A 26,292-nucleotide genomic window follows, 5' to 3' on the forward strand; every position below is an offset into this window, starting at 1 on the left:
GGTTTTAATATGGCAGTTATCACAGTACAAGGCATTACAAAGACAATTAAACAACAAACGATATTTCACAACATTTCATTCGCATTACATGAAGGTACATGTACAGGCATTATTGGACATAACGGGTCAGGGAAATCAATGATTATGAAGGCAATATGTGGGTTTACACCTGTAGATCAAGGCAGTATTATGGCACATGGTCAAACTGTGCTATGTGGTAAACATTTTATTAAAGATACAGGGGTCATTATTGAATCCCCCTCATTTTTTAATCATTTATCAGGTTTTAAAAATTTAAAACTATTAGCTGAAATCCAAAATAATATTACAGATGAGACGATTATAGAAGCACTAGATGTTGTAGGGTTACACGCCGTTGCACATAAAAAAGTGGGAGCATATTCCTTAGGTATGAAGCAAAAGCTCAGAATTGCTCAAGCTATGATGGAGAAACCATCCATTTTAATTATTGATGAGCCGTTTAACGGATTAGATAAAACAAGCGTTGAACAAATCCAAAAATTACTGCTAGATTATAAAAATGCAGGTAACACGATTTTACTTACAAGCCATGATGAGCGACAAATTGATTATTTATGTGATGTTGTGTACGAATTAAACAATGGGGAGATGCTACATTGAAAAAATATACAAACTTGCTCTTCATACTACTGGTGATGTTTTCATTGACAGGTTGTGGTCAGCTACGTCCAGAGTTAAGAGAGATACCTGACTATGACCCATCATATTTCCCCGTTACATTAGAAGAAACAGAGTATATATTATCTCCTTTTGCTAGTAAAACAACTGAAGATAGGGGTGAAGGTTATGCGTCTGATACGTATGAATTTAATCATGAGTTGTTTTCTGTAAGTATCACGAAGCACTTTATTACAAAAATCCAAGAACAAGGTGTTATTTCTATTTTAGTGATGATTAACAATACAGCGCCTTTAAAAGACCCGCAATTTTTACCAGAGTTTTATCGTTTTTTTGATCCCTTCATGCAGGCAATGCCCGTTACGTATGATAAAAAAGCAGTAGAAAAATTATTTAATCCTACTGAAATAGTCAATGGTGGTAATCTAGCAGTAATAGATCTTAGTGAGACGATAACAGCAAGAACAAGTTTGATGGGAGGGGTAAGTGAGCGTTTTTCTGATGCTGAAAAAATGATTTTTTCCATGACAATTGCGTATGATGATAATTTTTATAACTAACACAGAGATACTGTTGCCATAAGGTAGCAGTATTTTATTTTGCAAAAAATAATTGACAGCAAAAAACGAAGGTAGTATAGTTGGTTATACGAGTAACCAACCTAACTCGAATAAAGTTGTTATGGAGGGCTTGTGAGACATTCACTTAATGATGAAAAACCAATTTACCAACAAATTCGAGAGCGAATTGAAGATTATATTTTAGATGGGGTATTACAACCAGAGGACCAAATCCCTTCTAAAAATGAGTTCGCAAAAGAATTTCAAATTAATCCTGCTACAGCAGGTAAAGGCGTAAATGAATTGGTCGATAAAGGGATTGTTTATAAAAAACGCGGCATTGGTATGTTTGTTAGTGCAGAGGCAAAACGTATTTTATTAGAAGAGCGCAAGCAATTATTTATTGCCCAATTTATTACACCATTAAAAGCAGAAGCAAAGCGATTAGGCATTTCAGAAGAAGATTTACGACAAATGTTATAAGGAGTATGACTATATGAAAATAGAAGCATGTCACATTACAATGCAATACAAACAGAAGCAAGTATTGAAAGATATTAACTTTACATTAGAAGGCCCTAAAATCATTGGATTTTTAGGACATAATGGTGCTGGAAAAACTACATTTCTTAACTTATTAGCAGGTTTAATTCCTTCTACTACAGGTGAGTTTAAAGTCAATGGTCAACCAGCTTTTAATAATACAGCTGTTTTACAAGAGATTTGTTTCATTGCGGAAACAGGTAATTTTCAAGTTGAAATGTCTGTCGAACAAGCTTTAAAAGCTAATCAATTCTTTTATCCGAAGTGGGACCGTGCATTGGCTGATGAGCTAGTAGAGATATTTGCCTTACCACTTAAAACAAAGGTAAAAAATTTATCAAAAGGTATGACATCAGCACTAGGTATTATTGTAGGTTTGGCTAGTCAAGCAGCAATTACTATTTTTGACGAACCATATATTGGAATGGATGTTGCAGCAAGGAGTAAATTTTATGATGTGTTATTAGAACAACAAGAAATAAATCCTAGACTATTTTTATTCTCTACACATTTAATTGATGAAGTGAGCGATTTATTTGAAGAAGTATTAATTTTACAACAAGGTGAAGTAATTTTACATACCGCTATTATGGATTGGGATGATACAATCATTGCGATTCGTGGTGACAAAGCGCAAGTAGAAAAAATAGCACAACAACATACTATTATTCATGAACATGTATTTATGAAAGAAAAGACGATTGTTTTACGTTTACAACAACCTTTAGATGAGACAAGTTCTATAGTTGTAGAGCGCGTTTCTGTACAAGATGTACTCGTATATTTAAGCAACCAAAAGAAAGAAGGCGTAGCAGTATGAAGATGTTGACAGGCAGCATGTTTGTTTTTACACAAAGTTACAAACGACAAATCACCATATTTTGGTCAATTTTATTATGTATCATTGCTATTTCTTTTATGGTTGCCCAACTTATTAAAACAGATATTACTATTTTTATTTCTTTTTCTGTACCTGTATATGTTTTCTTTGTTATTTTAGGTACCAAGGTGTTAACAAAGACATTTAATTATTTTTTACGATTTGGTATGAGTCGCACACATTATTTAAAAATGGTCGGTGTAATTTTTATCGCATTAAGTACGGTGAGCGCCTTATTCTTAGTAGGTTTACATGCTTTGTATTTTCAAATTGTAACGCTATTTAATATGAAAACAATGTTTATTTTACATCCTATTTACTGGTTTGATGAAACCTTACCCTTACACCTAATTTTTATCGCAGATGTAGCTGCTCTATTATTCAGTTTAGTCATCGGCTTGATCGCTAATTATATTTTTTATCGTTTTGGCACAATTGGCGGGTACTCTGCAATGGGACTACTTGGTTTATTAATTATCGTAGCGTTACCATTAGAGTGGTATAGCAAAATATATGAGCATTTAACAGGAGTCTCTTTCATAACGATCTATGGTGGTGTAATTTGCATGAGTATTTTATTATATGGTTTAATGACAATGGCTGTTCAAAAGTTACCAGCCGTTTCTGTTACATCATAAGTTGAAAAAAGCGAGTCACACAATATTGTGGCTCGCTTTATTTTAATATGCTTCGCGATGATGTAATAGTTGCTTCATCTCACCATGTGTTGAAGCGGCAATAATACCATATTCAGGAGCAATATAAATCTTATCGCTACTTAAACTTGATGGTTGGTAATTGTCGTCATAATTCCAATAGGTTTCTTGCACAATAACAACATTTGTATATGTTTTATCGTTTAAAGTGATCGTCGCGTTTGTTTCTATAATCTCTTGCCTACTAGGATCATAACCACCAGATAAGTTATCATGTTTTAATCCAATAGTGAACGGATAGGGAAGGAATAGGCCAATCCCCGTATTGCGAATACCAAATGACCATTCATTGCTATTTTGCAAGTATACAGTAGGGTAACCTTGAGGTTCATCTTTAGAAAAAGCTTGCCAATGAGTCTCCCTATTTAGGTTAAAACTATAATCTTTTTCAAAGGATAATGTTGCAATACTAGTATCATCCTTTGTAGTGTAATAGTACGTATAATTTGTATTTGGTGTGAAATTCCCAGTTTGTAGTGTAATGGCACGAGCTAAAAAGGCGGAAAAGTGAGCGCGTGTTAGTAACTGATGGGGTTTAAAATGTAACACGCCATAATTATCGCTATAACCTTTTGCAATATGATTCATTGTTACAAGTTGGACTGGGCGATAAAAAGCATGTGTTTGACTCACATCTTCATAAGTTACAGAGTTGTCAGCAATTGATTTTAAATCAAATGCTTGCGCCAATATTTTTGCCATAAAAGCTCTAGAAATATAAGAGTCTGGTTTGAAGTATTCAGCATCACTAAAAATACCTATTGTATATAAAGATGCAATCTCTTCATAGTAAGGATGCGAACGTGGCACGTCTTTATAATTTGGATGTTTAAGCTCATTTTTGTGTAAATCTAGGGCATCTGCCATCATTTTAGCAATATGTTTTTTACTAATGAGCTGATTTGGTCTGAAATTTCCATCCTGATACCCCTTTATAATTTGATTATTAGCTAGGTATTCAATTTCGATTTGTAGAGAGTGTTGTTTAGGTACGTCTTTGAATTGGCTAGCTTCGGCTATAGGTAAGCAAAATATCAAAAAAAGTACTATAGTCATACTTATTAAGCCTATTTTTTTCATGATAATATGCCTCCTTGTTAATATACTATCTCTTATAATATACGATAAATGGAAAAAAAGAAATATTGTGTAATGATACAAGTCGAAAAATAAGCTTATGATGAACTGAATAACAGTATAAAAGAGGTTAGCTAATTAGCTAACCTCTTTTACTCGTATCTGTAGGAGGATACATGACTTGCCTTTACTCGTATCTGTAGGAGGATACATGACTTGCCTTTACTCGTATCTGTAGGAGGATACATGACTTGCCTTTACTCGTATCTGTAGGAGGAGATACAAGTAAAATTAAGGTTGAATCGCGTAATAATAGCGTTCTGTATCGCGAATCATCCCTACCTTTTCATACAATGCTTGTGCCTTAATATTATCTACTGCTGTTTCAAGCATTACAAAGTTTGCGCCTTCTTCTTTAGCGAATGCAAAAGTATAACGCATTAACTGTTCTGCAATACCTGAGCGACGAAACTCAGGAGCAATAAATAAATCATTTAATAAATAAGCATCTTGCATGGCTTTTGATGAAAAGATAGGGTATAGCTGTGTAAACCCAGCGTATTCATCACCAACGGTAATAATAAATATGACAGCGTCTTGGTTAATTAAACGTTGTTCTAAAAATTGTGTAGCACCTTCTAAATCACTCGCTTGTTTGTAAAATTGACGATAGCCATCAAACAATGGAACAAGTTTAGGAAGGTCTTTTAATGTAGCTTGAAAAATTGTCATTGTCATACCTCATTTCGTTGTGATATATCTACTATATAAAGAATTATGACATGTTAAAAGGTACAAAATTATAAAAAACGACATGTCAGAAGGAGAATAAAATGTTTATTTTAGATGAAAATCGTCCGAAATATCAACAAATTTATGAGCAGATTAAACTAGGGATTGAACAAAAGCATTGGCAAGCGGATGATGCACTGCCATCAATACGCGCTTTAGCGGAAGATTTGCAAGTAAGTCGTAACACAACTTTACAAGCGTATGAACAATTAGTGGCTGAAGGATATATTCGTGCTGTTGCAAAACGTGGCTATTTTGTTGAGCCAATGGAGCCTATTTTTATGCATAGTGAAACGCAAACCATACCTCAAAAACCAAACGTCTGTCCACCAATGATTGATTTTCGACTAGGCGCTGTTGATCAACAACATTTTCCACTAACGAAGTGGCGTCAATTGACTCAAGCAGTGCTTAAAGAGCCCATTGGTTATCAATATGGTGAAATGTTAGGTGAGCAAGTGTTGAGGGAGGCGATTGTTCAATATGTTTTTCAAGCAAGAGGTGTAAAAACAACAGCCAGTCAAATTGTGATTGGCAGTAGTACCCAACAATTACTCATGCATTTGACCATTTTATTACGTGATGAGTTTACGAGTTTAATTGTAGAGGAGCCTGGATATAGTGGTGTGAAAACGATTTTTCAATTGCAAAACTATCAGTTGGAAACGATACCTGTTACAGCACAAGGTACAGACATTGAGGCATTATTTCAGTGTAAGAGCAAGATATGTTATATTACACCGTCACATCAATACCCGTATGGCACCGCTCTCAATGTAGCGGAACGTTGGCGATGTATTCAATGGGCGCATGAAAGACAGGGTTATGTTATAGAAGATGATTACGACGGGGAGTATCGTTACGGTCAAAAAGCTTTTCCAGCGCTTGCCTCACTAGATCCACAACGTGTGGTTTATATGAGCACTTTTTCAAAAGCTTTTTTGCCAGCAGTGCGGGTTGCTTATATGATTTTACCTACGCACCTTGCTACTTGTTACCAAGAAAAGTTTGCATTACTTGAAAACAATGCCTCACATATCCATCAACTAGCATTAGCACAATTTATTACAACGGGAGAGTGGGAGCGGCATATTAAACGTATGCGTAAAGTATACAAAAGTAAGATGGAAGCACTAGTACAAGCCTTAACAAAAGCATTTGGTGATACTATTACAATCATTGGCAAACAAGCAGGCATTTATATTATGATTGCTGTCCATTTGTCCATGGATGAAGCTACTTTACTAGATAGAGCGTTACAAATGGGCGTAAAAGTTTATCCAAGTTCGGATTTATATATAACTCATGATGAGTTGACGCCTCATATTTTAATGGGCTTTGCTAATGTAACTGATGAGCAAATGTTCATGGGAGTGGCACAATTAAAAAAGGCGTGGCTACATGAAGTTAAGGAAAATAGGGTATAACCAAGTACAGAACTTTGTACCATAGTGAATTTTTAGGGAGGTTGATTTATGGAGCTGCTTATCTTTATTTTGTTATTATTAATCTTGCTCATTATCTCAAATGTGATTGCGCATTATATTTCTTTTATACCTATTGCATTAATTCAAATAGGCATTGGTTTAGTAGCAGCCATTCTATTGTCTCAACATACATTTGAAATAGAGTCAGAATGGTTTTTATTACTATTTATTGCGCCGTTACTGTACCATGACGGTGCACATTTTCCACGAGAGCAGTTATGGCGTATGCGTTTTCCGATTTTAGGTAATGCTATTGTATTAGTACTGCTCACGACCATAATTGGTGGTTTATTTGTCCATTGGTTAATCCCGTCCATACCGCTTGCGGCTGCTTTTGCTTTAATGGCTATTTTGTCTCCAACAGACCCTGTTGCAGTAGACGGTATTGCAAGTCGAGTACAAATTCCAGAGCGCATTATGAATTTAGTACGCGGAGAGTCACTCATTAATGATGCTTCAGGATTAATTGGCTTTAAGTATGGTGTAGCAGCCATCGTCACAGGCTACTTTTCATTAAAAACAGCTTCGCTAGATTTTCTCTATACCTTTATCGTAGGTGTAGTCATAGGTCTACTTGGTGCGCTTGCATTATTTATTGTCCGCATGCATTTTAGACGTATCGGGATTGTAGACCCTACTTTTTATGTGTTACTACAAATTTTAACGCCCTTTATTTTATACTTTGTCTCAGAAGAGGTATTTCATGCTTCAGGCGTGATGGCCGTTGTTACGGGTGGTATTATTGCAGCCATTTTACGTGAAAAAGGCGAGAATATGATAGCACAAGAACAAATTGTAACAGACCATATGTGGACGATTTTAACCTTTGTTTTAAACGGTGTCATTTTCTTATTACTAGGCTTATTACTACCATCTGCCACCTCCGATATTTTAGCTAATAATGATATGAAAAATACTGTCCTTGTCGGTTATGTATTAGCCATAGGTGTTGTAGTGTTAGCTATACGATTTTGTTGGATGGTTGGTGTTGGGTGGTTTGAAAAACGATTTTTACAACGTTCAGAGGAAATGGGTATGAAAGAACATGTAATTACTACACTTGTAGGGGTAAGAGGAACAATTACAATGGTAGGTATTATTTCTTTACCTTTTCTTACTGTTACAGGTGAGACATTTCCTCATCGTCAATTGTTAATATTTTTAGCAGCAGGGGTGATTTTGTTCACGCTAATTTTAGCTACCATTATGTTGCCTTTATTAAATGAAAAGCAAGTTACACAGCAATTAGATCTTACAGCTGAAAAACAAAAAATGATACGTGCTGCTATGCAGGCTGTACAGCGAGAAGCGAGGGATGACAACGCTACAGCCGCAATTGCTTTAATGCGTCAATATCAAACAATGCAACTCTCTCTTGAACGTAAACAATCGGAAAAAACATTGCAATCACGCAAACAAGAAATGGTAAAGGTTCGTATGATTGGGCTACAATTAGAAGAACATTATGCTAAAGTATATACGGAGCACAATCCATGTAGTGAAGCAGTTGTAAAAGAAATTCACTATGTACTTAAACAGCGCAAGGATCATTTAAAGCATTCTGCTTTTGCTTTGCTAAAGCGACGTGCAAGACAGTTTATACATGAGTGGCAATTGAACAAACAAGAAGATGAAGTTATTACACATATTGAAACTGTGCGTAAACATATGACGAATTATGTGATTAATGCAATTATTGATCATGTGCAACATGCTCCAGACTTAGAGCCTGAGTTAGCGCAGCGTATTGAATTATATTATCGTCAATTACAATATGCTGCTACTGATGTAGATGCAGATGAGCGTGAAGAACAAAAAGAGTATTTATCACTAGTAGCGATAGAAGCACAACGTCAAATGGTGAATATGATGTATAAAAAAGGTGAAATCACAACGGAGTCCGCAAAAGAGTTGCGACGATTTGTAAATAATTTAGAGACAGTTATTTTGTTAGACGGCCAAGATTAATACCCATCACTTGCCTTTTTACTAGAAAGCAAGTACACTGAGGATAAGTTAATAATTGGTTTGAGCGAATGAGAGACCACAGATGATAACTATATAACTATAGTTATGATTTGTTGGTCTCTTTTTTCGTATTAAAAGGAGGAAACAACTATGACAACAGCACAACAACGTCGACAAGTAACAATAGAAAAACTACAAAATGAAACTTTTGATGTAGTCATTATTGGTGGAGGTATTACAGGTTGTGGGATTGCACTGGATGCTAGCGCTAGAGGATTGTCTGTTGCGCTATTAGAAATGCAGGACTTTGCTGCTGGTACATCAAGTCGCTCTACAAAGTTAGTGCATGGAGGATTGCGTTATTTAAAACAGTTTGAAATTAAAGAGGTGGCGGAGTTAGGTAAAGAACGTGCCATTGTTTATGAGAATGGACCACATGTTACAACACCTGTTTGGATGTTGTTACCTTTCCATAAAGGAGGTACATTTGGCAAGTTCTCTACCAATATTGGTTTACGTGTGTATGATTTTTTAGCAGGTGTGAAGCGCTCTGAGAGACGCGCTATGCTAAGTGCAGAAGCTACATTGGATAAAGAGCCTCTTGTAAAACGAGAGGGTCTGCAAGGTGGTGGTGTATATGTGGAATACCGCACAGACGATGCTAGATTGACAATAGAAGTCGCTAAGGCAGCTGTGACACAAGGTGCAACATTATTAAATTATGCAAAGGTACAATCCTTCACATATGATGAAAATCACAAAGTTAATGGTGTGATTGCACAAAACGAGATGACAGAGGAGACATTTACCGTTCGTGCGAAAACTGTAATTAATGCTGCAGGACCTTGGGTAGATGATGTACGTAAATACGATGATGCATCACCAGGAAAAAAGCATTTGATGTTATCAAAAGGTGTGCATATAGTATTCGATGAAAATGATTTTCCTCTCCATCAGGCAGTATATTTTGATACACCTGATGGACGCATGGTATTTGCCATACCTCGTAATGGTAAAACATATGTTGGTACAACAGACACTTTTTATGAAGGGGACGCCAAAGAGATGGATATTACACAAGCGGACCGTGATTATATTATAAAGGCGATTCATTATATGTTCCCAGCAGTTAAAGTAACCGATGCCCAAATCGAATCGAGCTGGGCAGGTGTGCGTCCATTAATCTATGAAGACGGAAAAAACCCATCAGAAATCTCTCGTAAAGATGAAGTATGGACTTCTACATCAGGATTAGTAACCATTGCGGGTGGTAAATTAACAGGCTATCGTAAAATGGCAGAAACTGTGTTGGATGAAGTGTTAACAACGTTAGCACCTAAACTAAGAAAAACGATTACGCCTTGTCGTACTAAACAACTACCGATCTCGGGTGGAGATATAGGTGGCTCTAAACATTTAGCTACTTATATAGAACGCCGCACGGAAAAAGGTATGGCGCTTGGTTTAACAAAAGAAGAGGCAACAAGGATTGCACAACAATATGGTAGTAATGCAGAAGTAGTTTTTGCCTATGTAAAAGCCAATGATACGTCACTACCTAACGGGTTATATGCGGAATTATGTTATGGTATTGACTATGAGATGGTCATGCATCCTAATGATTTTCTAATACGCCGTACAGGTGCTATGTTTTTTGCTATTGCGCAAGTTAAACAGTATCAACAAGCGATTTTAATAGAGATGGCAAAGCAATTAGATTGGACAGAGGCCCAACAAAATCGCTATGCTAAAGATGTAGCTGCCGAAATTATAAGAGCTACTACTGCAAAGTAAAGGAGAGTCGTTATGCACTTTAATGATCAAAAAATTATGCCAGCGGCACGTACGATAAAGCAGTTTGATGAGATGTTAGCGAGTGATTACGAATATATTGTGTTATTAGAAGTTCATATTAGCCTTTTACTCTCATTAAAACGAGAGGCAGATCGCAAGCATAAAAAGCTCATTATCCATGCCGATTTAATTCATGGTTTAAAAACCGATAATTTTGCTGCTGATTTCTTATGTAATGATGTGCGCCCTGCTGGCATTATTTCAACGCGTTCTAATGTTTTAATTAAAGCAAAGGCACGAGGGATTTTAGCTATTCAACGTGTGTTTTTAATTGATACTATTGCATTAGAAAAAAGCTATACAATGATTGAGAATGCAAAACCGGATTATATTGAGTTATTACCGGGTATAATACCATCAATGATAGAAGAAATTTATACCCAAACGAAAACGCCAGTGATTACAGGTGGGTTAATCCGCTCTGTTGAACATATGGAACAAGCGCTTGCAGCAGGTGCCATAGCTATTACGACTTCTAGTAAAAAATTATGGAAAGCCAGCAAGAAAGAGGTTGACTAGCCAAAATTTTTAAAATAGAATGTAGTTTAAGTTCATAGACGCGTGATTAGGAAAAGGAAACCACATGGAGGCATCTGCTGGTAAGAGCAGGTGTGTTACATGTGGTTTTTTTGTTGTTAACTAAATGATGTAAAACAAGGGGGAATATGATGTCCGCATTTACAGCTGAACTTGTTGGTACAATGTTATTAATTTTATTTGGCGGTGGCGTAGTTGCAGGTGTATCATTAAAGGATTCAAAAGGGTTTGGTGGCGGTTGGGTTGTCATTACTTTTGCTTGGGGGTTAGCAGTAGCGATGGCTGCCTATGCAGTAGGAGGAATTAGTGGGGCCCATCTGAATCCTGCGTTGACAATGGCATTAGCTACCATAGGCGATTTTGCTTGGGCGGATGTACCATCATACATTATTGCTCAAATGCTTGGTGCTATGCTTGGTGCTACACTTGTTTACTTTATGTATTTGCCGCACTGGGAAGGTACAACAGATGCCAATGCCAAATTAGCGGTGTTTGCTACTATGCCTGCAATATCACACCCCTTATCTAATTTAATTGCAGAAATAATTGGTACATTTGCACTTGTGCTGGGTATATTAGCATTAGGCACAAACGTGATAACAGATGGATTAAATCCTTTCTTAGTCGGTATGTTAATTGTTGTTATTGGTATGGCACTTGGTGGGCCAACAGGGTATGCTATTAATCCAGCACGGGATTTAGGTCCTCGTATTGCACACTTTTTATTACCTATACCAGGAAAGCGCGACTCAGGTTGGCGTTATGCTATTATTCCTGTAGTTGGTCCTATGATAGGTGGCGTATTTGGCGCATTATTTTTTAAACGTATTTTTCAAGGGGAAGAAAGTATCGCATTCTGGTTATTTGCCGTCGTCATTGTGTTCATTTTCATAGGGGCGCAGATGACCATAAAAAATGTAAAACATCATGTATCATGAACTATATATTGGAGGGAAACGTATGACAAAGAAATATATTTTAGCTTTAGACCAAGGTACAACAAGTTCACGTGCTATTTTATTTGATGAGCATGGTGCTATTGTTCATACTGCACAGCAAGAATTCCAGCAATATTTTCCGCATGCAGGCTGGGTTGAACATAATGCCGAAGAGATTTGGTCCTCTATTTTATCTTGTATTGCTGCCGTGCTCTCAGAAAAAGGCATTGACTCTAATCAAATTGCTGGGATTGGCATTACAAATCAGCGTGAAACGACGGTTGTTTGGAACAAACATACCGGCAAACCTGTTTATCATGCCATTGTGTGGCAATCTCGTCAAACGAACGAAATTTGTGAGGCACTAAAGGAAAAGGGTTATAATGATAAGTTTCGCGATAAAACGGGTCTTCTCATTGATGCCTACTTCTCAGGCACAAAAGTGAAGTGGATTTTAGATCATGTGGAGGGCGCTCGTGAGCAAGCTGAGGCAGGCGATTTATTGTTTGGAACAATTGATACGTGGTTAATTTGGAAATTATCTGGTGGTAAAGTCCATGTTACAGATTACTCTAATGCCTCACGTACACTCATGTATAATATTTACGACTTAAAATGGGACGAAGAATTACTTGATATTTTAGGTGTACCAGCTTCTATGTTGCCAGAAGTACGTCCTTCTTCCGAAATTTATGGGGAAACACAAGCAACATTATTATTTGGTTCATCTGTACCAATTGCAGGTGCAGCAGGTGACCAGCAAGCAGCTTTATTTGGTCAAGCTTGTTTTGAAGAAGGCATGGTGAAAAACACATACGGTACAGGTTGCTTTATGTTAATGAATACAGGTGAAAAAGCTGTTAAGTCAGAAAACGGACTTTTAACGACTTTAGCATGGGGCTTGGATGGTAAAGTTACGTATGCGCTTGAGGGAAGTATATTTGTGGCAGGTTCTGCAATTCAATGGTTACGAGATGGGCTTCGGATGTTCCGCAATGCAGCAGAGTCTGAACAGTATGCGGTTCGCGTAGACTCTACAGAAGGTGTTTATGTTGTACCAGCCTTTGTTGGTTTAGGTACACCGTACTGGGACTCAGATGTACGAGGCGCTGTTTTCGGTTTAACTAGAGGTACGGCTAAAGAGCATTTTGTACGCGCCACATTGGAATCATTAGCATATCAAACTAAAGATGTGTTAGGTGCAATGGAAGCGGACGCAAACATTCCATTAGCTATTTTGCGTGTAGACGGGGGAGCGGTAGCCAATAACTTTTTAATGCAATTCCAATCGGATTTATTAAATGTGCCAGTAGATCGTCCAGAAATTAACGAAACAACAGCGCTAGGTGCAGCTTATTTAGCTGGGTTAGCCGTTGGTTTTTGGAAGTCAACGGATGAGATTAGTAAGTACTGGCACTTAGACCGCCAATTTACACCTCATATGGAAGAAGCATATCGCGAGAAGATTTATAGCGGATGGAAAAAGGCAGTGACTGCTGCACAAACGTTTAAATAAGAATAAAAAACCCCTATTGATTAAGCACAATAGGGGTTTTATATGTTATTTTTTATTCGTTTGTTTCCATTCTAAAAACTCATCATATGTGCATTGTTTATCTAAAATCGAACCGTCTGGCTGAATTTCAATGACACGGTTAGCAATCGTTTGGATAAACTGGTGGTCATGTGATGTAAATAACATGGCACCTTTAAAGCGAATTAAGCCTTCGTTTAATGCTTGGATGGATTCAAGGTCTAAGTGGTTAGTAGGCTCATCTAATAAAATAACGTTAGCACTTGATAACATCATTTTGGATAACATACAACGCACTTTCTCCCCACCAGATAATACCGATGGTGATTTTTTAACTTCTTCCCCACTAAATAACATACGACCTAAGAAACCACGTAAAAAGCTTTCTGTCTCATCATCTGGTGAGTACTGACGCAACCAATCTACAAGTGTTTTTTCGCCACCCTGGAAGTAATTGTCGTGGTCTAATTCAAAATAGCTTTGAGATGTTGTTACACCCCATTTAAATGTACCTGCATCAGCTTCTTTTTGATCCATTAAAATGTCTAACAGAGCCGTTTTTGCGATAGGGCTACCAAGAAGAATAATTTTATCATCTTTATTCATAGAGAAACGGATATCTTTGAATAATTGCTCACCTTCTTGAGAGGCAGTTAAGCCATCTACAGTTAACACATCATTTCCAATATCACGCCCAATTTGGAAGTTAATGAATGGATATTTACGGCTAGACGGACGAATATCATCTAATTCAATTTTATCTAACATTTTCTTACGTGAAGTTGCCTGTTTCGATTTCGAGGCATTCGCAGAGAAACGAGCGATAAATTCTTGTAATTCCTTCATTTTCTCTTCTTTTTTCTTGTTTTGGTCTTGCATCATTTTTTGTGCAAGTTGAGATGACTCATACCAGAAGTCGTAGTTACCTACGTAAAGTTGAATTTTACCAAAATCAAGGTCAGCAATATGCGTACATACTTTGTTTAAGAAGTGACGGTCATGTGAGACAACAATTACTGTATTATCAAAATTAATTAAGAACTCTTCTAGCCACTGAATCGCTTGTAAATCTAAGTGGTTAGTAGGCTCATCTAGTAATAGTACATCAGGTTGCCCAAATAGAGCTTGCGCTAATAGGACTTTAACTTTATCAGAACCTTCAAGTTCAGCCATTGTCACATGTAATAGCTCTTCCGTAATACCAAGACCATTTAATAAAGTCGCTGCTTCAGATTCAGCTTCCCAACCATTTAACTCAGCAAACTCACCTTCAAGCTCAGCAGCACGCATGCCATCTTCATCCGAGAAGTCTTCCTTCATATAAATCGCATTTTTTTCTTGCATTACATCATAAAGACGTTCATGTCCCATAATTACAGTATCAAGCACGGTAAATTCTTCATAAGCAAAGTGGTCTTGTTTTAAGACAGCTAAACGCTCATCTTTACCCATTGCCACATTACCTTCTTGCGCTTCAATTTCGCCAGATAAGATTTTTAAAAAAGTGGATTTACCAGCACCATTAGCACCAATTAAACCATAACAGTTACCTGGTGTGAATTTTATATTAACATCTTCGAATAGTTTACGGTCGCCATAACGAAGACCTACGTTACTTACTTGAATCATGAAAATCCTCCTAAAAAAAATTAAATTTTACACAGTGTTTCAAGTATAACACGTTTTTTCATACATAGGGGGATAACTCACGACCATTTTTATTAAATTATTACAACGCTTTATAGCAGTTTTGTGAATGGGGTTGTTGTTTAGATAATGCTATGCTTCAATAGTTACAGAGAGAGAGGAAACAACTATGAAACGACAAACAGCCACAGCATTTCTTTGGCTTATTGCCATCTTCTTTGTGGCGCTCAATTTAAGACCCGCTATCACGTCTATCGGGCCATTAACAACAACCTTATTACATGATTTACAAAGCACGAATACACAAATTAGCATTTTAACAAGCGTACCTGTCTTTTGCATGGGTCTCTTTGCTTCTTTAGCGATTCCCTTAAAACAAAAACTAGGCTTACATCGCACGATGCGTATGATGCTGTTGCTATTAGTTATCGCTTTTTTATGTCGATTGATATGGCCAAGTTATACGAGTTTAGTGATCACAAGTTTGTTGGCAGGCTTTGCTATTGCTGTTATTGGCCCATTGATTAACACTTTTATTAAAACGACGTTTCCATCGCATACAGCAAGTGCGTTAGGTGTCTACTCATTTGGGATTGGCGCTGGCGCCACACTAAGCGCAAGTTTTACATATGTTTTGTATGTAAAAACGACTTGGGAAATAGCACTCGCATGTTGGGGTCTCTTTGCCGTATTTGCTTACATCATTTGGACAGTGACAGCCACTAAACAAGCACAAACTACTTGTAATGAACAAACGGTCACACATAAGGGAAGGAACCCGTGGCGTTCGAAACGTGCGTGGCTTATTTTATTATTTTTTGGGATGCAAACAGCACTATTCTTTACGTTGATGGCTTTTTTATCGCCACTTGTACAAGCTAAAGGGTTTACAGAAGCAGGTGCAGGTCAAGTATTAATGGTATTTGCTCTCGTACAAATGTTAGGGAATTTAGCCATCCCGCTATTGTTAGAACGCTTTCCACATCGTATCATGTGGTTATTTACCTTAACCACTCTAGTTGGCGTTGGTTTAATCGGTTTATATTTAGGACAAGGTGTGATGATTTGGAGTAGTATTATCGTAATAGCATTGGCATTAAGTGGTATGTTTCCAATCGGTTTATTATTGCCACTTGATGAAGCCCGTAATGAAGATGAAGCAAATCGATGGTCTTCTATGGTGCTGTCAGGCGGCTTTATGTTAAGTGCCATTTTGCCATTATGTATCGGTATTATGATAGATTATACGAAAAATTATACCTATGTGATTTTTTTATTGTTTGTACTTGTTGTATTAATTTTATGCATTCTCTTACAATTACAACGCACAAAATCTCGTATGTAAACAAAGAGATGTTCTTGAAGTGTAGCTTCTTGGACATCTCTTTTATTTTAATGTTTATCGCAACAAAACAATGAAAGATAACGTTATGATGAGAGAAGTCGTAAAAACGTTTAATAAGATGTGCTTAGAGGGAATAAAGCAATATAGAAAAAAGAGGTGAGTGCTATGGAGCCAAATGAAAAGAAAGACAGTATCTTTTCTACAAAGTTCATTCGTTTTCTTGGTGGAAAGAACTTAGTATTTATGTTAGCTGTTTTATTATTATTAGGTTGTGTGATTTTTGTTTTTGGTAAAGTAGACTATGTATTTAAGCCATTAAGAGTGCTACTGTCAACCATTATGTTGCCTGTAATTTTAGCAGGTATTTTATATTATTTAATGCGACCTATTTTACGCAAGTTAGAAAAATGGGGCATAAAACGCATATGGGGCATTTTGTTATTGCTACTCATTGCAGGTGGTATTATTGCGCTATTAATTGGACTCGTATTCCCGTTTCTACGCGACCAGTTAACAAATCTAGCAAAAGATTTCCCTGACTATTATCGCAATTTTGTAGCAAGTATTAATCATTTCATAGAGCATTCTAGATTCAGCAAGTACTTGCAAGACTTTGATTTCGATTTTAATATGATTTCGGATAAACTATCCGGTGATTTAGGCACGAGTATTAAAGATACTGTAACAGGTGCTGTGCAAGGTTTCGCAAGCGGTATTACAAGTATTGTTTCGACAGTGACAGGCTTATTATTGCACCTTGCGACTGTGCCATTTATTTTATTTTATTTATTAAAAGACGGGGAAAAGTTACCAAAATATATTTTAAACATGTTTCCACCACGTGCACGTAAGGAAATTCATTCTGTCTTACATGATATGGACGATAAAGTAAGTTCATATATTCAAGGTCAGTTAATTGTGTCGTTTTGTATCGGTGTAATGGTAACAATCGGCTTTTTAATTATTGGTATGGATTATGCCGTTTTACTCGGTGCATTAGCTATGGTCACATCTGTTGTCCCGTATTTAGGACCAATTATTGCGATTACACCTGCCGTTATTATCGCTCTTGTCACATCGCCAGTGATGTTATTAAAGTTAGCGGTTGTATGGACGGTAGTACAATTAATTGAGGGTAAATTTATTTCACCACAAGTGATGGGGCATTCCTTAGCCATTCATCCAATCACTATCATTTTTGTATTGCTTACCGCAGGTTCCTTATTTGGTGTACCAGGTGTTGTGTTAGGTATCCCAGGTTATGCGGTCTTAAAAGTATTAGTCACCCATTTATTTGCAGCATTCAAAATCCGTTACAATCGTTTTAGTGACAAATTAGATGATAAATACGAAGTATAATCTTTCTATTAATGAGATGGCTAGGAAATGAACTAGCCATCTTTTTGTCTATATAGCAGTTAAAAAGGGTAAAGAAGTATTATCTCAACTACGAGAAGTAGGAAGCAAAGGGTGAAGATAAATGAATGTAAAAGTGTTACGTGAACGAATTAATGCACAATGTGACGCATATCCAAGTGCGTATGCACAATTAGTAAAACCTATTAATGACATGTTGTTGGAGATAGATGCTGCTATTACTGAAGAAACAGCGCAAAAGATTGTAGATAATCTTCAACAATTTGCTGAAGGGGCTAAATATATGCCTGATTGCCATCTTGATGAGAGTGATCACTTTTTAGCAGATGGTATTGAAGCCTTAAAGAAAGGTCATCTAGCAGACGGTGCTCTTCAAATTTTTGGTGCGGGTTTAAATTTCGCAAGCTTTTCTGCAAAAGCCATCAATGTCAAACAAATTAATCCATATGAATTACTAGATGAGCGATTCAAGCAACTTAAAAGTCATCTACAGGAGTAAAATATGAATTATACTATTTAATTAGTGTTCTCTATTTCAAAGACAAAAGGCTCCATTTCAATATCGTAATTATTGCTGCTTCCTTCAGCATAAATCTTTAGGTCGTTAAGATCATCAATATTAATAGCAGGGTAAGTTATGATACCCGTAGATGAGACCCCAGGAAGCAGCTCTGATTGTAATTCAGGGTAGTTAGCATCGTAGTCTGTATCTTCTTCTAATTGTTTACCTTGATGAATCAATTTAGTATTAAATGTGTAAAATGAAATTTTATCATTAGTCTTATTATCAATTGTGAAAAATACACGAGTATGTGGTTTAGCAAATTCGATTTTTTCTACTTTTACAATAAAATCGTTTTGATTGATTTCTTTTTCTACTTTGATTTCTTTAAGGGTGGGTGCCAATGCTTCAGCATAGTCAATTACTTTAACAGACGAGGCAAGTACCATAGGTGCAGTCACTTTACCACCTAACATGTTCTCTCCTTCAAATGTATCTTCAATAGTTCCTTTTACTCGGACATAATCATCTTCTTTTATTTTAAGTGTTGGATCTTTTATAGCTACAATCGTATTTTTTTCATAGTTTTGAGGATCAGCATAGATTTGAAGATAAGTACCTTCATCATCTTGCTCAGGTTCACCCAATAATTTACCTACAAATTCATATTCATAACCTTTAAATTTTTTTGGAGATGTATATAACTTTGTTATATCATCTTCTGTGATTTTGCCAGCAGATTTTTCGTTTTTTTCCGTAGAAACCTCACTTTTTTTCTGTGATTCATCGTTATTACTTCCACATCCTCCTAATAAAAACAATAAAATGGAACCACTCAACAATATTTTTTTCATAGAAAATACCTCCTTATATACAATTATTATACATAAAAAGTATTTTAATGCTATATCATTTTATTTTTAGATACTTTTAAAAAAGTGGAAGCTATAAGATTTATTTTAGATATATTAAAGTTAAGAGTTTAAAATAGATTTAAAGCCTTTGTGATAGTTAAATATTATAAACAGATTACTAATATGGAATTGATTGATGTTAAAATAGCTCAAAATAAGGACAAATGAACTAGCTATATTTACAACCAATACTTGTGTAATTATATGCTAAAATAAAGCCACATATTGTTTTATATTGGAGGCTATTATGAAAAAAGTTGCTGTCGTGCAAGATTTATCATCATTTGGCAAGTGTTCGCTGACTGCGGCAATTCCCGTACTATCAGTGATGGGGGTACAAGCATGCCCATTACCAACGGCTGTATTGTCTGCACAAACGGATTATCCAAGTTTTTTTTACGAAGATTTAACAGAGAAGATGCCCAATTATTTTGAAGAATGGGGCAAGTATAAGGCTACATTTGATGGGATTTATACGGGTTTTGTCACAGGGCGTGCCCAAATAGATGCGATATTTGATTTACTAGCACAATTTAAAACATCCCACACAAAGCTGCTTGTCGACCCTATTATGGGAGATCAGGGCGAGGCATATAAGTTGTATAAAGGTGATATGCTATCACGTATGCGTGCATTGGTTGAACAGGCAGATATTATTACACCTAATATTACAGAATGTTGCTTATTAACGAATCAAAGTTACGAAAAGCTTTCTCGATACAAACATGAGGCAGATTTTATTCAAGCGTTGCAAGAACAAGCACAAATTTTACAAAACAAAACAAAAGCTCAAGTTATCATTACAGGTATCATACCACCTGCTAATCAAGCCTATATTGGCAACTTATTTGTAGATGATACGACTACATATTTTAATAAAAAATTATACAACGGCAAAAATTATTCGGGTACAGGTGACTTATTTGCCTCTGTTATTATGGGAAGTATCTTACGCGGGGAGAGCATACAAGAAGGCATGCTTTTAGCAGAGCACTTTTTAACTCAAGCTATTACAACAACAGCACAGTATCACACGCCAGAAATTGAAGGGGTACATTTTGAACAACATCTATCCCTCTTGCTATAAGCGCCATAGAGCAAAGGGTACTGGATTTATTTAATGAAGGAGAGCGGCTAAAATGACAATCTCTTATTACGGATTGAATCTACGGTTATTTTTCTACTAATAACAGGCTTATAATTGTACTTTGTTGATTCTTCTTCTTGTTTGCCTTGTTGATGCTAGGTTATGCTATCAATACAAAGGTAGGACGTATGTATATAATATGGTGCATAGTGTTTGCTTACAATGATTATTGCCATTAGTCTATCTTCTCAAATAGGGCTTATGATAACTTTAATTTGGCTAGCTCATATTTATTTTGATCGCATGACGGGATATAGGGTAAAGTATTAGGATCACTTCACACATATAGACCTTGTGTAAAGTCAAACATAACTTGCAAAATTAGCCTATTTCTGCTTAGTATAGACAAGAGATGAATAGTAAGGATGAAAAGATATGAAGTCATTTATTAAATCAACATTGGATATTGTAAAAAACTTAATCTATCTAGTAGTGATTACTGTATTTAGTGTTATTGTTGTTTTTATGTTTTCGTTAGCTGATTTTTCAGAAGAAACGACTGTAGAAGAAGTCAAGGAGATGAATACAGATTTTCGTATATCGACATTGCTACAAGAAGGAATCGACAAACAACAAGAGGGGTTAGCTAGATATCATTTACAGTCATTTAAAACAGGTAAGGCAGCCATTTTTGTAAAAGAGAAGTTGAATGAAATCTTTTTATTTGCAAGGGATGAAGGTATGATTGCAAGTAATCCTACTGATGTATTTGAAAAATCTTTAAAAAATGAAATCTTTACTATTAATTTCGCAGAATTAGAGATCACTCAAACAACAGTAAAGTATGAAGGAAAACCATTGAATGTATATAACGTTCCTCTTTTAATAGGGAAAGTCCACATTATAACGGAACAGCAAGCACAGACAGAGCATATAAAAATGATTACCATCATTTAAAATAAAAGAAGCTGGGACATAACTAGTGTTCAGCCTCTTTTATTATTTACTTCAATTACAAATTAACCGACACTAAATTTTAACGTAACAAAAATAAAAAAGTACCAATATTATAAAGATTTTCTGCTTTAAGTCAAGGTAGCAAACAGATTTTATTTATCGTATTACCAAAATTTGCTTTATTGTAAATTTTACAATATAATGGAAATAGAATATTATGGGAGGTTTTATTATGCACAACGAACGTTATGAAAAAGGGCTGAAAAAGATGATGGAGTTCAATGAAAGTACAACTGACCGTGGTAATCATTTAAAGGTAGTGGAAGATTTAAAAGATATTGCCCCAGATATTAGTAGATTTATTATTGAGTTTGGTTATGGAGACTTATATACAAGAGAGCCATTAGATAATAAACAGAGAGCTCTTATAACAATTGCTTCACTTGTCACACAGGGGGCAGAGCCGCAATTAGAAATCCATATTAATGCGGGATTAGTAGCAGGCTTAACGCCACAAGAAATTGTGGAAAGTATCACTCACCTTATTAGTTATACTGGCTTCCCTCGTGTTTTAAATGCAATACGCGTGGCAAAAAAAGTATTTGAAGAACGCGGTTTAATGCCAGTTGTACAAGAATATGCAAGTATAAATAAATAGAAAAAAGCTCCTAGCGCTGGGAGCTTTTTTCTATAATGTTTTGGTCATAGTGACATGTGCTATGCCATCTTCTAAGAAAGGCTCAGATGCTGTCATATAGCCAAGCTTATGATAAAAACCCTCTGCTTGTGTTTGACCATGTAATATGACCGTATCAACTGGCATATGATAAGCTAATTTTTCAAGCGCTCTAATAATCGTTTTGCCAAGTCCATATTTACGGTAGTCAATTAAAATACAAATGCGTTCTAATTTACCAACATTTTGTACATGTCTTATACGTCCTGTGCCAACGACTTGATTATCATAAATTACCAGTACATGTTGGCAATTTGATGATAACGTATCGAACTCATCAAACTCGTCTGCTAATGGTACACCTTGTTCCTCTACAAATACTTTGCGACGTATTGCAAAAGCTTGTTGTAATTCTTGTTCTGTAGAAATCGTTATACATGCCATTTCTTACTCACCCCATAATCATTATAAAACAAAAAGAAGCTCAATAACAAAGCTTCTTTCAAATAAACTAGCTCTTATAAGTTTGATAAAATTCAGCGATGATAGGGAAAAGAAGCTCATCAGATTCATACAATGTATCACTGAATTGAAACTGTTTTTCCTCATCATTCAGTAATACAGAATAAGTGAATTTAGAGGGTGTTTCTTTATTAGGTCTCATTTTCACCTCATCGATTTGGGCGAGTAGACGCTGAATTTTCTCTTGATTCGTTACTGCCATTTGAGCCCCTGTTTCACCATTAATAATAACGATTTCTTGTATTTCTTGTAGTCCTTGTTTTGTATAAAACTCTTTCACTGTCATTGCTTCTGCTTGAGATGTATTACAAGCAGACAACAACAAACAAACGCTCACAATAAGCATATATAATCGCTTCATCGTACCAACTCCTTGCGTGCAAAAATGATAATTATCTATCTTATGCCCAAAATAGCATTACCCATAAACATAAATGATAAATATTACATCAAAAGCACTAGCTATTTAATAAGCATATATCTTGATTTCGAGATAAATATATCATATAGTAAGCATGTACAAAATTTTAGAGAGAAGGTTTTTTTATGACAAAAGATTTTTACGAAGTGTTAGCACAACGACGTTCTTATTATGGACTAGATAAAAATATTCAAGTATCTGAAGCACGCATTGAGGAAATCATTAACTTTGCAGTAAAGCATACACCATCTGCATTTAACTCTCAATCAGCGCGTGTAGCGGTACTATTTCATGATAAACATGATGAATTATGGCATATCACAACAAAGGCTTTGCGCAATGTGATGGGTGATAATGATTTCACTGCCACACAAGAAAAAATGGATAGTTTTAAGGCCGCATATGGTACAGTATTATTTTTTGAAGATGAGAATATTGTAAAGGGCTTACAAGAGAATTTTGCTTTATATGCGGATAATTTCCCTATTTGGTCACATCAAGCATCTGGCATGCATCAGCTAGTGATTTGGTCAGGCTTAGAGGCAGAAGGATTAGGTGCTTCATTACAACATTATAATCCGCTCATTGATAGTGAAGTGCAAAGTGCTTTTGATATACCAGCTAACTGGAAGCTTGTTGCACAAATGCCGTTTGGTAATCCAATCGCACAACCAGGTGAAAAAGCATTTGAAGATGTAGCTAATCGTGTTAAAGTGATTCGATAACAGATTGACATTATAAAAAGGGTACAGGATATGAACATTTGCCTGTATCCCTTTTTTATGTTGTTCTTTTTTATATGTGTAATATGACATCTATGCCTTGTTTATGAAGATTATTGCAAAGTAATCTAGTGTAAATTGTCAAAGTTGCGACTATTGTATGGCAATTAGGCTTATACTTTGCATAGTCATGACGTTTGTCACTAGGCTTTGTCGCCATTGTTGTGTAAATTTACGTCATTACACATATGAGGGAGTTACATTATGAAGCTTGCTTGGATTACAGATACAGGTGCCTTATTGTCACCATCATTTATTGAGAAACATCAAATTAACGTTGTACCGTTGTCATTAGTTTTTGAAGATGGCTGCTACCGAGAAGGGACAGATTTAACAGCTGCACAAGTTTATGATAAAATGCGCGCTACGAAAAAACATCCGACTTCAGCACAACCTAATTTTGGTGACCATGTTGCCTTATACGAGCGATTAAAAAATGAAGGGTACGACGCTGCAATTGCTTTGCATATCTCTTCAAAACAGTCAGGTACATTTGCTAATGCAGCCATGGCAGCAGAGCAAGCGGGTTTTACGACATATCCTATTGATACACAAATTGGTTCTCATCCTATTCAAAAAATGGTGGAACTAGGATTAAAGATGGCACAAGAAGGGGCAACACCTAAAGAAATTGTCCAAGCAATTGAAGAAATGCGTGACCGTGCAGAATTATTATTTATACCAGCCAACTTAGAAAAGTTACATAAAAGTGGACGTGTTTCAGGTTCAGCTATGTTTTTAAGTAACTTACTTAATATTAAATTAGTCATTAAATATGAAGATGGTGTATGTGTAGTTGCTAAGAAAGTACGTGCAGAAAAACGTGCACGCGAAGCTATTTTAACGCGTTTGCAACAAGTGATCACAACGGATGGTGTGAAAGAAGTGGCAATTATCCATACGAACGCACCTGAACTTGCTGAGACATGGCGCATTACGCTACAATCACAATTCCCAAACATTATTTTTCAGGTAACAGAATTATCTGCGGTTGTAGGTTTATTAACGGGCGAGGGAACATTAGGGTTAACGTGGGTGCGTGAATCATAACTAAACAAAAAGTGAAATTGTGACTCACAATTTCACTTTTTATTTGGCTAGAAATTGCTTTAAATTTATAAAAAAATATATAATAGAAGTCATACGATCATTTGGAGGTGAATCCCTTTTTTAAGGGAACTGATTGGACATAAACGATATAGTGAATATTTTGGTTTTGCTCATTCTTTTAGCTTTAACTGGATTTTTTGTTGCTGTGGAATTTGCAGTAGTTAAAGTGCGAAAATCACGTATTGAACAATTAGCGGAAACAGGTAAGAAGAGAGCTACAATTGCTTATAAAGTGATTCAAGATTTAGATTATTATTTATCAGCTTGTCAGTTAGGTATCACAATTACAGCCATTGCACTAGGTGCTTTTACAAAACCTTATGTGCAAAAAATTATTGAGCCTTTACTACAATCCTTTTCTTTATCAGGCACAACGCTTAATTTAATGGCTTACGTTGTGGCATTAGCTATTGTCACATACTTGCACGTGGTCATTGGCGAAATGGCGCCTAAAACATTAGCCATTCAATTTTCAGAACGAGTGACATTACAGCTGGCAACACCTTTATATTATTTTGGTAAGGTAATGGCACCTTTTATTCATTTATTGAATGGGACATCACGCTTTTTATTGACTAAACTAGGGGTAAAGCCTAAGCCTGAAACTGCACACTTTTCAGAAGAAGAGTTACAAATGATTGCGACAGAAAGTTTTCATGATGGCAAAATCGACCGTCATGAACTTGCCTATCTACTCAATGTATTTAAGTATGATGAACGAACAGCTAAAGACATTATGACACCACGTACACAGATGGTTACAGTAGATGCAGCGATGACCAGTGCGATGATTTTAGAAACGATAGCCACGCATCAACGCACACGTTATCCTGTCACACTAGAAAATGATAAAGACCATATTCAAGGTTTTGTAAAAGCGAATCAGTTATTGACTTGTATTTTAAGTGAACAAGCTATCGATATGACAACATTAATGAAACCAACGTGCTTTATTTTTGAACACGCTTCCTTACATGATGCGCTTACAACTATGCAACAATATAAAGCTTATATGGCGATTATTGTAGATGAGTATGGCGGTACAGCTGGTTTACTCACAAGAGAAGATATTGTTGAAGAGTTAGTAGGCGAAATTAGAGATGAATTTGACACAGATGAATTAGATGATATTTACCAACTCTCACCTCACGAATATGTATTAAATGGACTTGTCTTACTGGATGATATTGAAGAAAAATATCCTATTTCATTCACAGATCGAGAAGGTATTGATACTATTGGAGGCTGGTTGTTACAGTGCGTGTTACGAGCGAATCATCCGTTAGAAGTAGGATTGATGATTCAAGATAAGGAACAAATCTGGGTAATCACTGCTATTGAAAACTTTCAGATTACGCAAGTCTTGCTTAAACAACAAGTGAGGGAGGTGAATCCTTCTTAAACGA

The 26,292-nt window shown here is 36.0% G+C and carries 27 protein-coding genes; 21 read left to right on the plus strand and 6 right to left on the minus strand.

From position 1 onward, the window contains the following. Positions 1-9 precede the first annotated feature (9 nt). The 5 genes from IEW44_RS03780 (at position 10) to IEW44_RS03800 (ending at position 3,281) form a co-directional block, all read left to right on the plus strand. Positions 10-642 (plus strand): ATP-binding cassette domain-containing protein, encoded by a 633-nt coding sequence (locus IEW44_RS03780; RefSeq protein WP_188613691.1) that lies wholly within the window; start codon positions 10-12, stop codon positions 640-642. Further along, complete coding sequence (locus IEW44_RS03785) at positions 639-1,220, plus strand: hypothetical protein (RefSeq protein ID WP_188613692.1); 582 nt, start codon at positions 639-641, stop codon at positions 1,218-1,220. Before IEW44_RS03780 ends, IEW44_RS03785 begins: the two co-directional genes overlap by 4 nt. 132 nt (positions 1,221-1,352) lie before the next feature. Next, positions 1,353-1,703 (plus strand): GntR family transcriptional regulator, encoded by a 351-nt coding sequence (locus IEW44_RS03790; protein ID WP_188613693.1) that lies wholly within the window; start codon positions 1,353-1,355, stop codon positions 1,701-1,703. A 13-nt stretch (positions 1,704-1,716) separates the two neighbouring features. Further along, the gene (locus IEW44_RS03795) at positions 1,717-2,583 is read left to right on the plus strand and encodes an ATP-binding cassette domain-containing protein (RefSeq protein WP_188613694.1); all 867 of its coding nucleotides are present in this window, start codon (positions 1,717-1,719) and stop codon (positions 2,581-2,583) included. Beyond that, the gene (locus IEW44_RS03800; RefSeq protein WP_188613695.1) at positions 2,580-3,281 is read left to right on the plus strand and encodes a hypothetical protein; all 702 of its coding nucleotides are present in this window, start codon (positions 2,580-2,582) and stop codon (positions 3,279-3,281) included. Before IEW44_RS03795 ends, IEW44_RS03800 begins: the two co-directional genes overlap by 4 nt. 42 nt (positions 3,282-3,323) lie before the next feature. Here the strand turns inward: IEW44_RS03800 and IEW44_RS03805 are convergent, their stop codons facing one another. Together IEW44_RS03805 and IEW44_RS03810 are read right to left on the minus strand one after the other, a co-directional pair. Further along, positions 3,324-4,439, minus strand: a complete 1,116-nt coding sequence (locus IEW44_RS03805; RefSeq protein ID WP_188613696.1) for an S-layer homology domain-containing protein — start codon at positions 4,437-4,439, stop codon at positions 3,324-3,326. A 288-nt stretch (positions 4,440-4,727) separates the two neighbouring features. Further along, positions 4,728-5,168, minus strand: a complete 441-nt coding sequence (locus IEW44_RS03810; RefSeq protein WP_188613697.1) for a GNAT family N-acetyltransferase — start codon at positions 5,166-5,168, stop codon at positions 4,728-4,730. Positions 5,169-5,269: 101 nt separating this feature from the next. On the opposite strand from IEW44_RS03810, the gene pdxR reads away from it, so the two are divergent. The 6 genes from pdxR to glpK all read left to right on the plus strand — a co-directional run bounded on the left by pdxR (position 5,270) and on the right by glpK (position 13,528). Next, positions 5,270-6,655 (plus strand): MocR-like pyridoxine biosynthesis transcription factor PdxR, encoded by a 1,386-nt coding sequence (gene pdxR / locus IEW44_RS03815; protein ID WP_188613698.1) that lies wholly within the window; start codon positions 5,270-5,272, stop codon positions 6,653-6,655. Positions 6,656-6,703: 48 nt separating this feature from the next. After that, positions 6,704-8,683, plus strand: coding sequence for a cation:proton antiporter (locus IEW44_RS03820; protein WP_188613699.1), 1,980 nt, complete (start codon positions 6,704-6,706; stop codon positions 8,681-8,683). A gap of 150 nt (positions 8,684-8,833) precedes the next feature. Next, positions 8,834-10,477, plus strand: a complete 1,644-nt coding sequence (locus IEW44_RS03825) for a glycerol-3-phosphate dehydrogenase/oxidase (RefSeq protein ID WP_188613700.1) — start codon at positions 8,834-8,836, stop codon at positions 10,475-10,477. Positions 10,478-10,489: 12 nt separating this feature from the next. After that, the gene (locus IEW44_RS03830) at positions 10,490-11,056 is read left to right on the plus strand and encodes a glycerol-3-phosphate responsive antiterminator (RefSeq protein ID WP_188613701.1); all 567 of its coding nucleotides are present in this window, start codon (positions 10,490-10,492) and stop codon (positions 11,054-11,056) included. A gap of 149 nt (positions 11,057-11,205) precedes the next feature. Next, positions 11,206-12,012 (plus strand): MIP/aquaporin family protein, encoded by an 807-nt coding sequence (locus IEW44_RS03835; protein ID WP_188613702.1) that lies wholly within the window; start codon positions 11,206-11,208, stop codon positions 12,010-12,012. 22 nt (positions 12,013-12,034) lie between these two features. Further along, complete coding sequence (glpK, locus tag IEW44_RS03840; RefSeq protein ID WP_188613703.1) at positions 12,035-13,528, plus strand: glycerol kinase GlpK; 1,494 nt, start codon at positions 12,035-12,037, stop codon at positions 13,526-13,528. 45 nt (positions 13,529-13,573) lie between these two features. Here glpK and IEW44_RS03845 read toward each other — a convergent pair whose 3' ends face one another. Continuing rightward, positions 13,574-15,175 carry an ABC-F family ATP-binding cassette domain-containing protein gene (locus IEW44_RS03845; protein WP_188613704.1) on the minus strand — a complete coding sequence of 534 codons (1,602 nt, stop codon included), beginning with the start codon at positions 15,173-15,175 and terminating at the stop codon, positions 13,574-13,576. A gap of 187 nt (positions 15,176-15,362) precedes the next feature. On the opposite strand from IEW44_RS03845, the gene IEW44_RS03850 reads away from it, so the two are divergent. The 3 genes from IEW44_RS03850 to IEW44_RS03860 all read left to right on the plus strand — a co-directional run bounded on the left by IEW44_RS03850 (position 15,363) and on the right by IEW44_RS03860 (position 18,414). Then, positions 15,363-16,538 carry an MFS transporter gene (locus tag IEW44_RS03850; RefSeq protein WP_188613705.1) on the plus strand — a complete coding sequence of 392 codons (1,176 nt, stop codon included), beginning with the start codon at positions 15,363-15,365 and terminating at the stop codon, positions 16,536-16,538. A 165-nt stretch (positions 16,539-16,703) separates the two neighbouring features. Beyond that, a complete protein-coding gene (locus IEW44_RS03855) occupies positions 16,704-17,897 on the plus strand; it encodes an AI-2E family transporter (RefSeq protein ID WP_188613706.1) in 1,194 nt (397 codons plus the stop codon). Between the two features lie 121 nt (positions 17,898-18,018). Next, on the plus strand, positions 18,019-18,414 hold the full coding sequence (locus tag IEW44_RS03860) for a hypothetical protein (protein ID WP_188613707.1): 396 nt from the start codon (positions 18,019-18,021) through the stop codon (positions 18,412-18,414). Between the two features lie 17 nt (positions 18,415-18,431). On the opposite strand, the gene IEW44_RS03865 is transcribed toward IEW44_RS03860, so the two are convergent. After that, positions 18,432-19,271, minus strand: coding sequence for a DUF4352 domain-containing protein (locus IEW44_RS03865; protein WP_188613708.1), 840 nt, complete (start codon positions 19,269-19,271; stop codon positions 18,432-18,434). Between the two features lie 307 nt (positions 19,272-19,578). Here IEW44_RS03865 and IEW44_RS03870 point away from each other — a divergent pair, with 307 nt between their 5' ends. The 4 genes from IEW44_RS03870 (at position 19,579) to IEW44_RS03885 (ending at position 22,033) form a co-directional block, all read left to right on the plus strand. After that, entirely contained in the window at positions 19,579-20,418 is an 840-nt protein-coding gene (locus IEW44_RS03870; protein WP_188613709.1) for a pyridoxamine kinase, read from the plus strand. Between the two features lie 222 nt (positions 20,419-20,640). Further along, the gene (locus IEW44_RS16105) at positions 20,641-20,748 is read left to right on the plus strand and encodes a DUF4260 family protein (RefSeq protein WP_188613710.1); all 108 of its coding nucleotides are present in this window, start codon (positions 20,641-20,643) and stop codon (positions 20,746-20,748) included. Between the two features lie 105 nt (positions 20,749-20,853). Further along, positions 20,854-21,375, plus strand: a complete 522-nt coding sequence (locus tag IEW44_RS03880; protein ID WP_188613711.1) for a hypothetical protein — start codon at positions 20,854-20,856, stop codon at positions 21,373-21,375. Between the two features lie 232 nt (positions 21,376-21,607). After that, positions 21,608-22,033: a carboxymuconolactone decarboxylase family protein gene (locus IEW44_RS03885; RefSeq protein ID WP_188613712.1), complete on the plus strand. Its 426-nt coding sequence runs from the start codon at positions 21,608-21,610 to the stop codon at positions 22,031-22,033. A 30-nt stretch (positions 22,034-22,063) separates the two neighbouring features. Here the strand turns inward: IEW44_RS03885 and IEW44_RS03890 are convergent, their stop codons facing one another. Together IEW44_RS03890 and IEW44_RS03895 are read right to left on the minus strand one after the other, a co-directional pair. Then, positions 22,064-22,495 (minus strand): GNAT family N-acetyltransferase, encoded by a 432-nt coding sequence (locus tag IEW44_RS03890; protein ID WP_188613713.1) that lies wholly within the window; start codon positions 22,493-22,495, stop codon positions 22,064-22,066. A gap of 67 nt (positions 22,496-22,562) precedes the next feature. Next, on the minus strand, positions 22,563-22,934 hold the full coding sequence (locus IEW44_RS03895) for a hypothetical protein (protein ID WP_188613714.1): 372 nt from the start codon (positions 22,932-22,934) through the stop codon (positions 22,563-22,565). Between the two features lie 185 nt (positions 22,935-23,119). Here IEW44_RS03895 and IEW44_RS03900 point away from each other — a divergent pair, with 185 nt between their 5' ends. From IEW44_RS03900 to IEW44_RS03910, 3 genes are all read left to right on the plus strand, one after another. Then, a complete protein-coding gene (locus tag IEW44_RS03900) occupies positions 23,120-23,719 on the plus strand; it encodes a nitroreductase family protein (RefSeq protein WP_188613715.1) in 600 nt (199 codons plus the stop codon). Positions 23,720-23,980: 261 nt separating this feature from the next. Continuing rightward, the gene (locus tag IEW44_RS03905; protein WP_188613716.1) at positions 23,981-24,826 is read left to right on the plus strand and encodes a DegV family protein; all 846 of its coding nucleotides are present in this window, start codon (positions 23,981-23,983) and stop codon (positions 24,824-24,826) included. 151 nt (positions 24,827-24,977) lie between these two features. After that, positions 24,978-26,288 carry a hemolysin family protein gene (locus tag IEW44_RS03910; RefSeq protein WP_268236344.1) on the plus strand — a complete coding sequence of 437 codons (1,311 nt, stop codon included), beginning with the start codon at positions 24,978-24,980 and terminating at the stop codon, positions 26,286-26,288. The last annotated feature ends 4 nt before the right edge of the window (positions 26,289-26,292 follow it).

This window comes from Lysinibacillus alkalisoli (assembly GCF_014643595.1).
Lineage (GTDB): Bacteria > Bacillota > Bacilli > Bacillales_A > Planococcaceae > Metalysinibacillus > Metalysinibacillus alkalisoli.

What these genes read in the sequence shown, in the direction of transcription:
- IEW44_RS03780 (WP_188613691.1), top strand. Translation starts at nt 10, where the DNA reads ATGGCAGTTATCACAGTACAAGGCATTACAAAGACAATTAAACAACAA.
- IEW44_RS03795 (WP_188613694.1), top strand. Translation starts at nt 1,717, where the DNA reads ATGAAAATAGAAGCATGTCACATTACAATGCAATACAAACAGAAGCAA.
- IEW44_RS03800 (WP_188613695.1), top strand. Translation starts at nt 2,580, where the DNA reads ATGAAGATGTTGACAGGCAGCATGTTTGTTTTTACACAAAGTTACAAA.
- IEW44_RS03805 (WP_188613696.1), bottom strand. Translation starts at nt 4,439, where the DNA reads ATGAAAAAAATAGGCTTAATAAGTATGACTATAGTACTTTTTTTGATA.
- IEW44_RS03810 (WP_188613697.1), bottom strand. Translation starts at nt 5,168, where the DNA reads ATGACAATTTTTCAAGCTACATTAAAAGACCTTCCTAAACTTGTTCCA.
- pdxR (WP_188613698.1), top strand. Translation starts at nt 5,270, where the DNA reads ATGTTTATTTTAGATGAAAATCGTCCGAAATATCAACAAATTTATGAG.
- IEW44_RS03820 (WP_188613699.1), top strand. Translation starts at nt 6,704, where the DNA reads ATGGAGCTGCTTATCTTTATTTTGTTATTATTAATCTTGCTCATTATC.
- IEW44_RS03825 (WP_188613700.1), top strand. Translation starts at nt 8,834, where the DNA reads ATGACAACAGCACAACAACGTCGACAAGTAACAATAGAAAAACTACAA.
- IEW44_RS03830 (WP_188613701.1), top strand. Translation starts at nt 10,490, where the DNA reads ATGCACTTTAATGATCAAAAAATTATGCCAGCGGCACGTACGATAAAG.
- IEW44_RS03835 (WP_188613702.1), top strand. Translation starts at nt 11,206, where the DNA reads ATGTCCGCATTTACAGCTGAACTTGTTGGTACAATGTTATTAATTTTA.
- glpK (WP_188613703.1), top strand. Translation starts at nt 12,035, where the DNA reads ATGACAAAGAAATATATTTTAGCTTTAGACCAAGGTACAACAAGTTCA.
- IEW44_RS03845 (WP_188613704.1), bottom strand. Translation starts at nt 15,175, where the DNA reads ATGATTCAAGTAAGTAACGTAGGTCTTCGTTATGGCGACCGTAAACTA.
- IEW44_RS03850 (WP_188613705.1), top strand. Translation starts at nt 15,363, where the DNA reads ATGAAACGACAAACAGCCACAGCATTTCTTTGGCTTATTGCCATCTTC.
- IEW44_RS03855 (WP_188613706.1), top strand. Translation starts at nt 16,704, where the DNA reads ATGGAGCCAAATGAAAAGAAAGACAGTATCTTTTCTACAAAGTTCATT.
- IEW44_RS03860 (WP_188613707.1), top strand. Translation starts at nt 18,019, where the DNA reads ATGAATGTAAAAGTGTTACGTGAACGAATTAATGCACAATGTGACGCA.
- IEW44_RS03865 (WP_188613708.1), bottom strand. Translation starts at nt 19,271, where the DNA reads ATGAAAAAAATATTGTTGAGTGGTTCCATTTTATTGTTTTTATTAGGA.
- IEW44_RS03870 (WP_188613709.1), top strand. Translation starts at nt 19,579, where the DNA reads ATGAAAAAAGTTGCTGTCGTGCAAGATTTATCATCATTTGGCAAGTGT.
- IEW44_RS16105 (WP_188613710.1), top strand. Translation starts at nt 20,641, where the DNA reads ATGATTATTGCCATTAGTCTATCTTCTCAAATAGGGCTTATGATAACT.
- IEW44_RS03880 (WP_188613711.1), top strand. Translation starts at nt 20,854, where the DNA reads ATGAAGTCATTTATTAAATCAACATTGGATATTGTAAAAAACTTAATC.
- IEW44_RS03885 (WP_188613712.1), top strand. Translation starts at nt 21,608, where the DNA reads ATGCACAACGAACGTTATGAAAAAGGGCTGAAAAAGATGATGGAGTTC.
- IEW44_RS03890 (WP_188613713.1), bottom strand. Translation starts at nt 22,495, where the DNA reads ATGGCATGTATAACGATTTCTACAGAACAAGAATTACAACAAGCTTTT.
- IEW44_RS03895 (WP_188613714.1), bottom strand. Translation starts at nt 22,934, where the DNA reads ATGAAGCGATTATATATGCTTATTGTGAGCGTTTGTTTGTTGTTGTCT.
- IEW44_RS03900 (WP_188613715.1), top strand. Translation starts at nt 23,120, where the DNA reads ATGACAAAAGATTTTTACGAAGTGTTAGCACAACGACGTTCTTATTAT.
- IEW44_RS03905 (WP_188613716.1), top strand. Translation starts at nt 23,981, where the DNA reads ATGAAGCTTGCTTGGATTACAGATACAGGTGCCTTATTGTCACCATCA.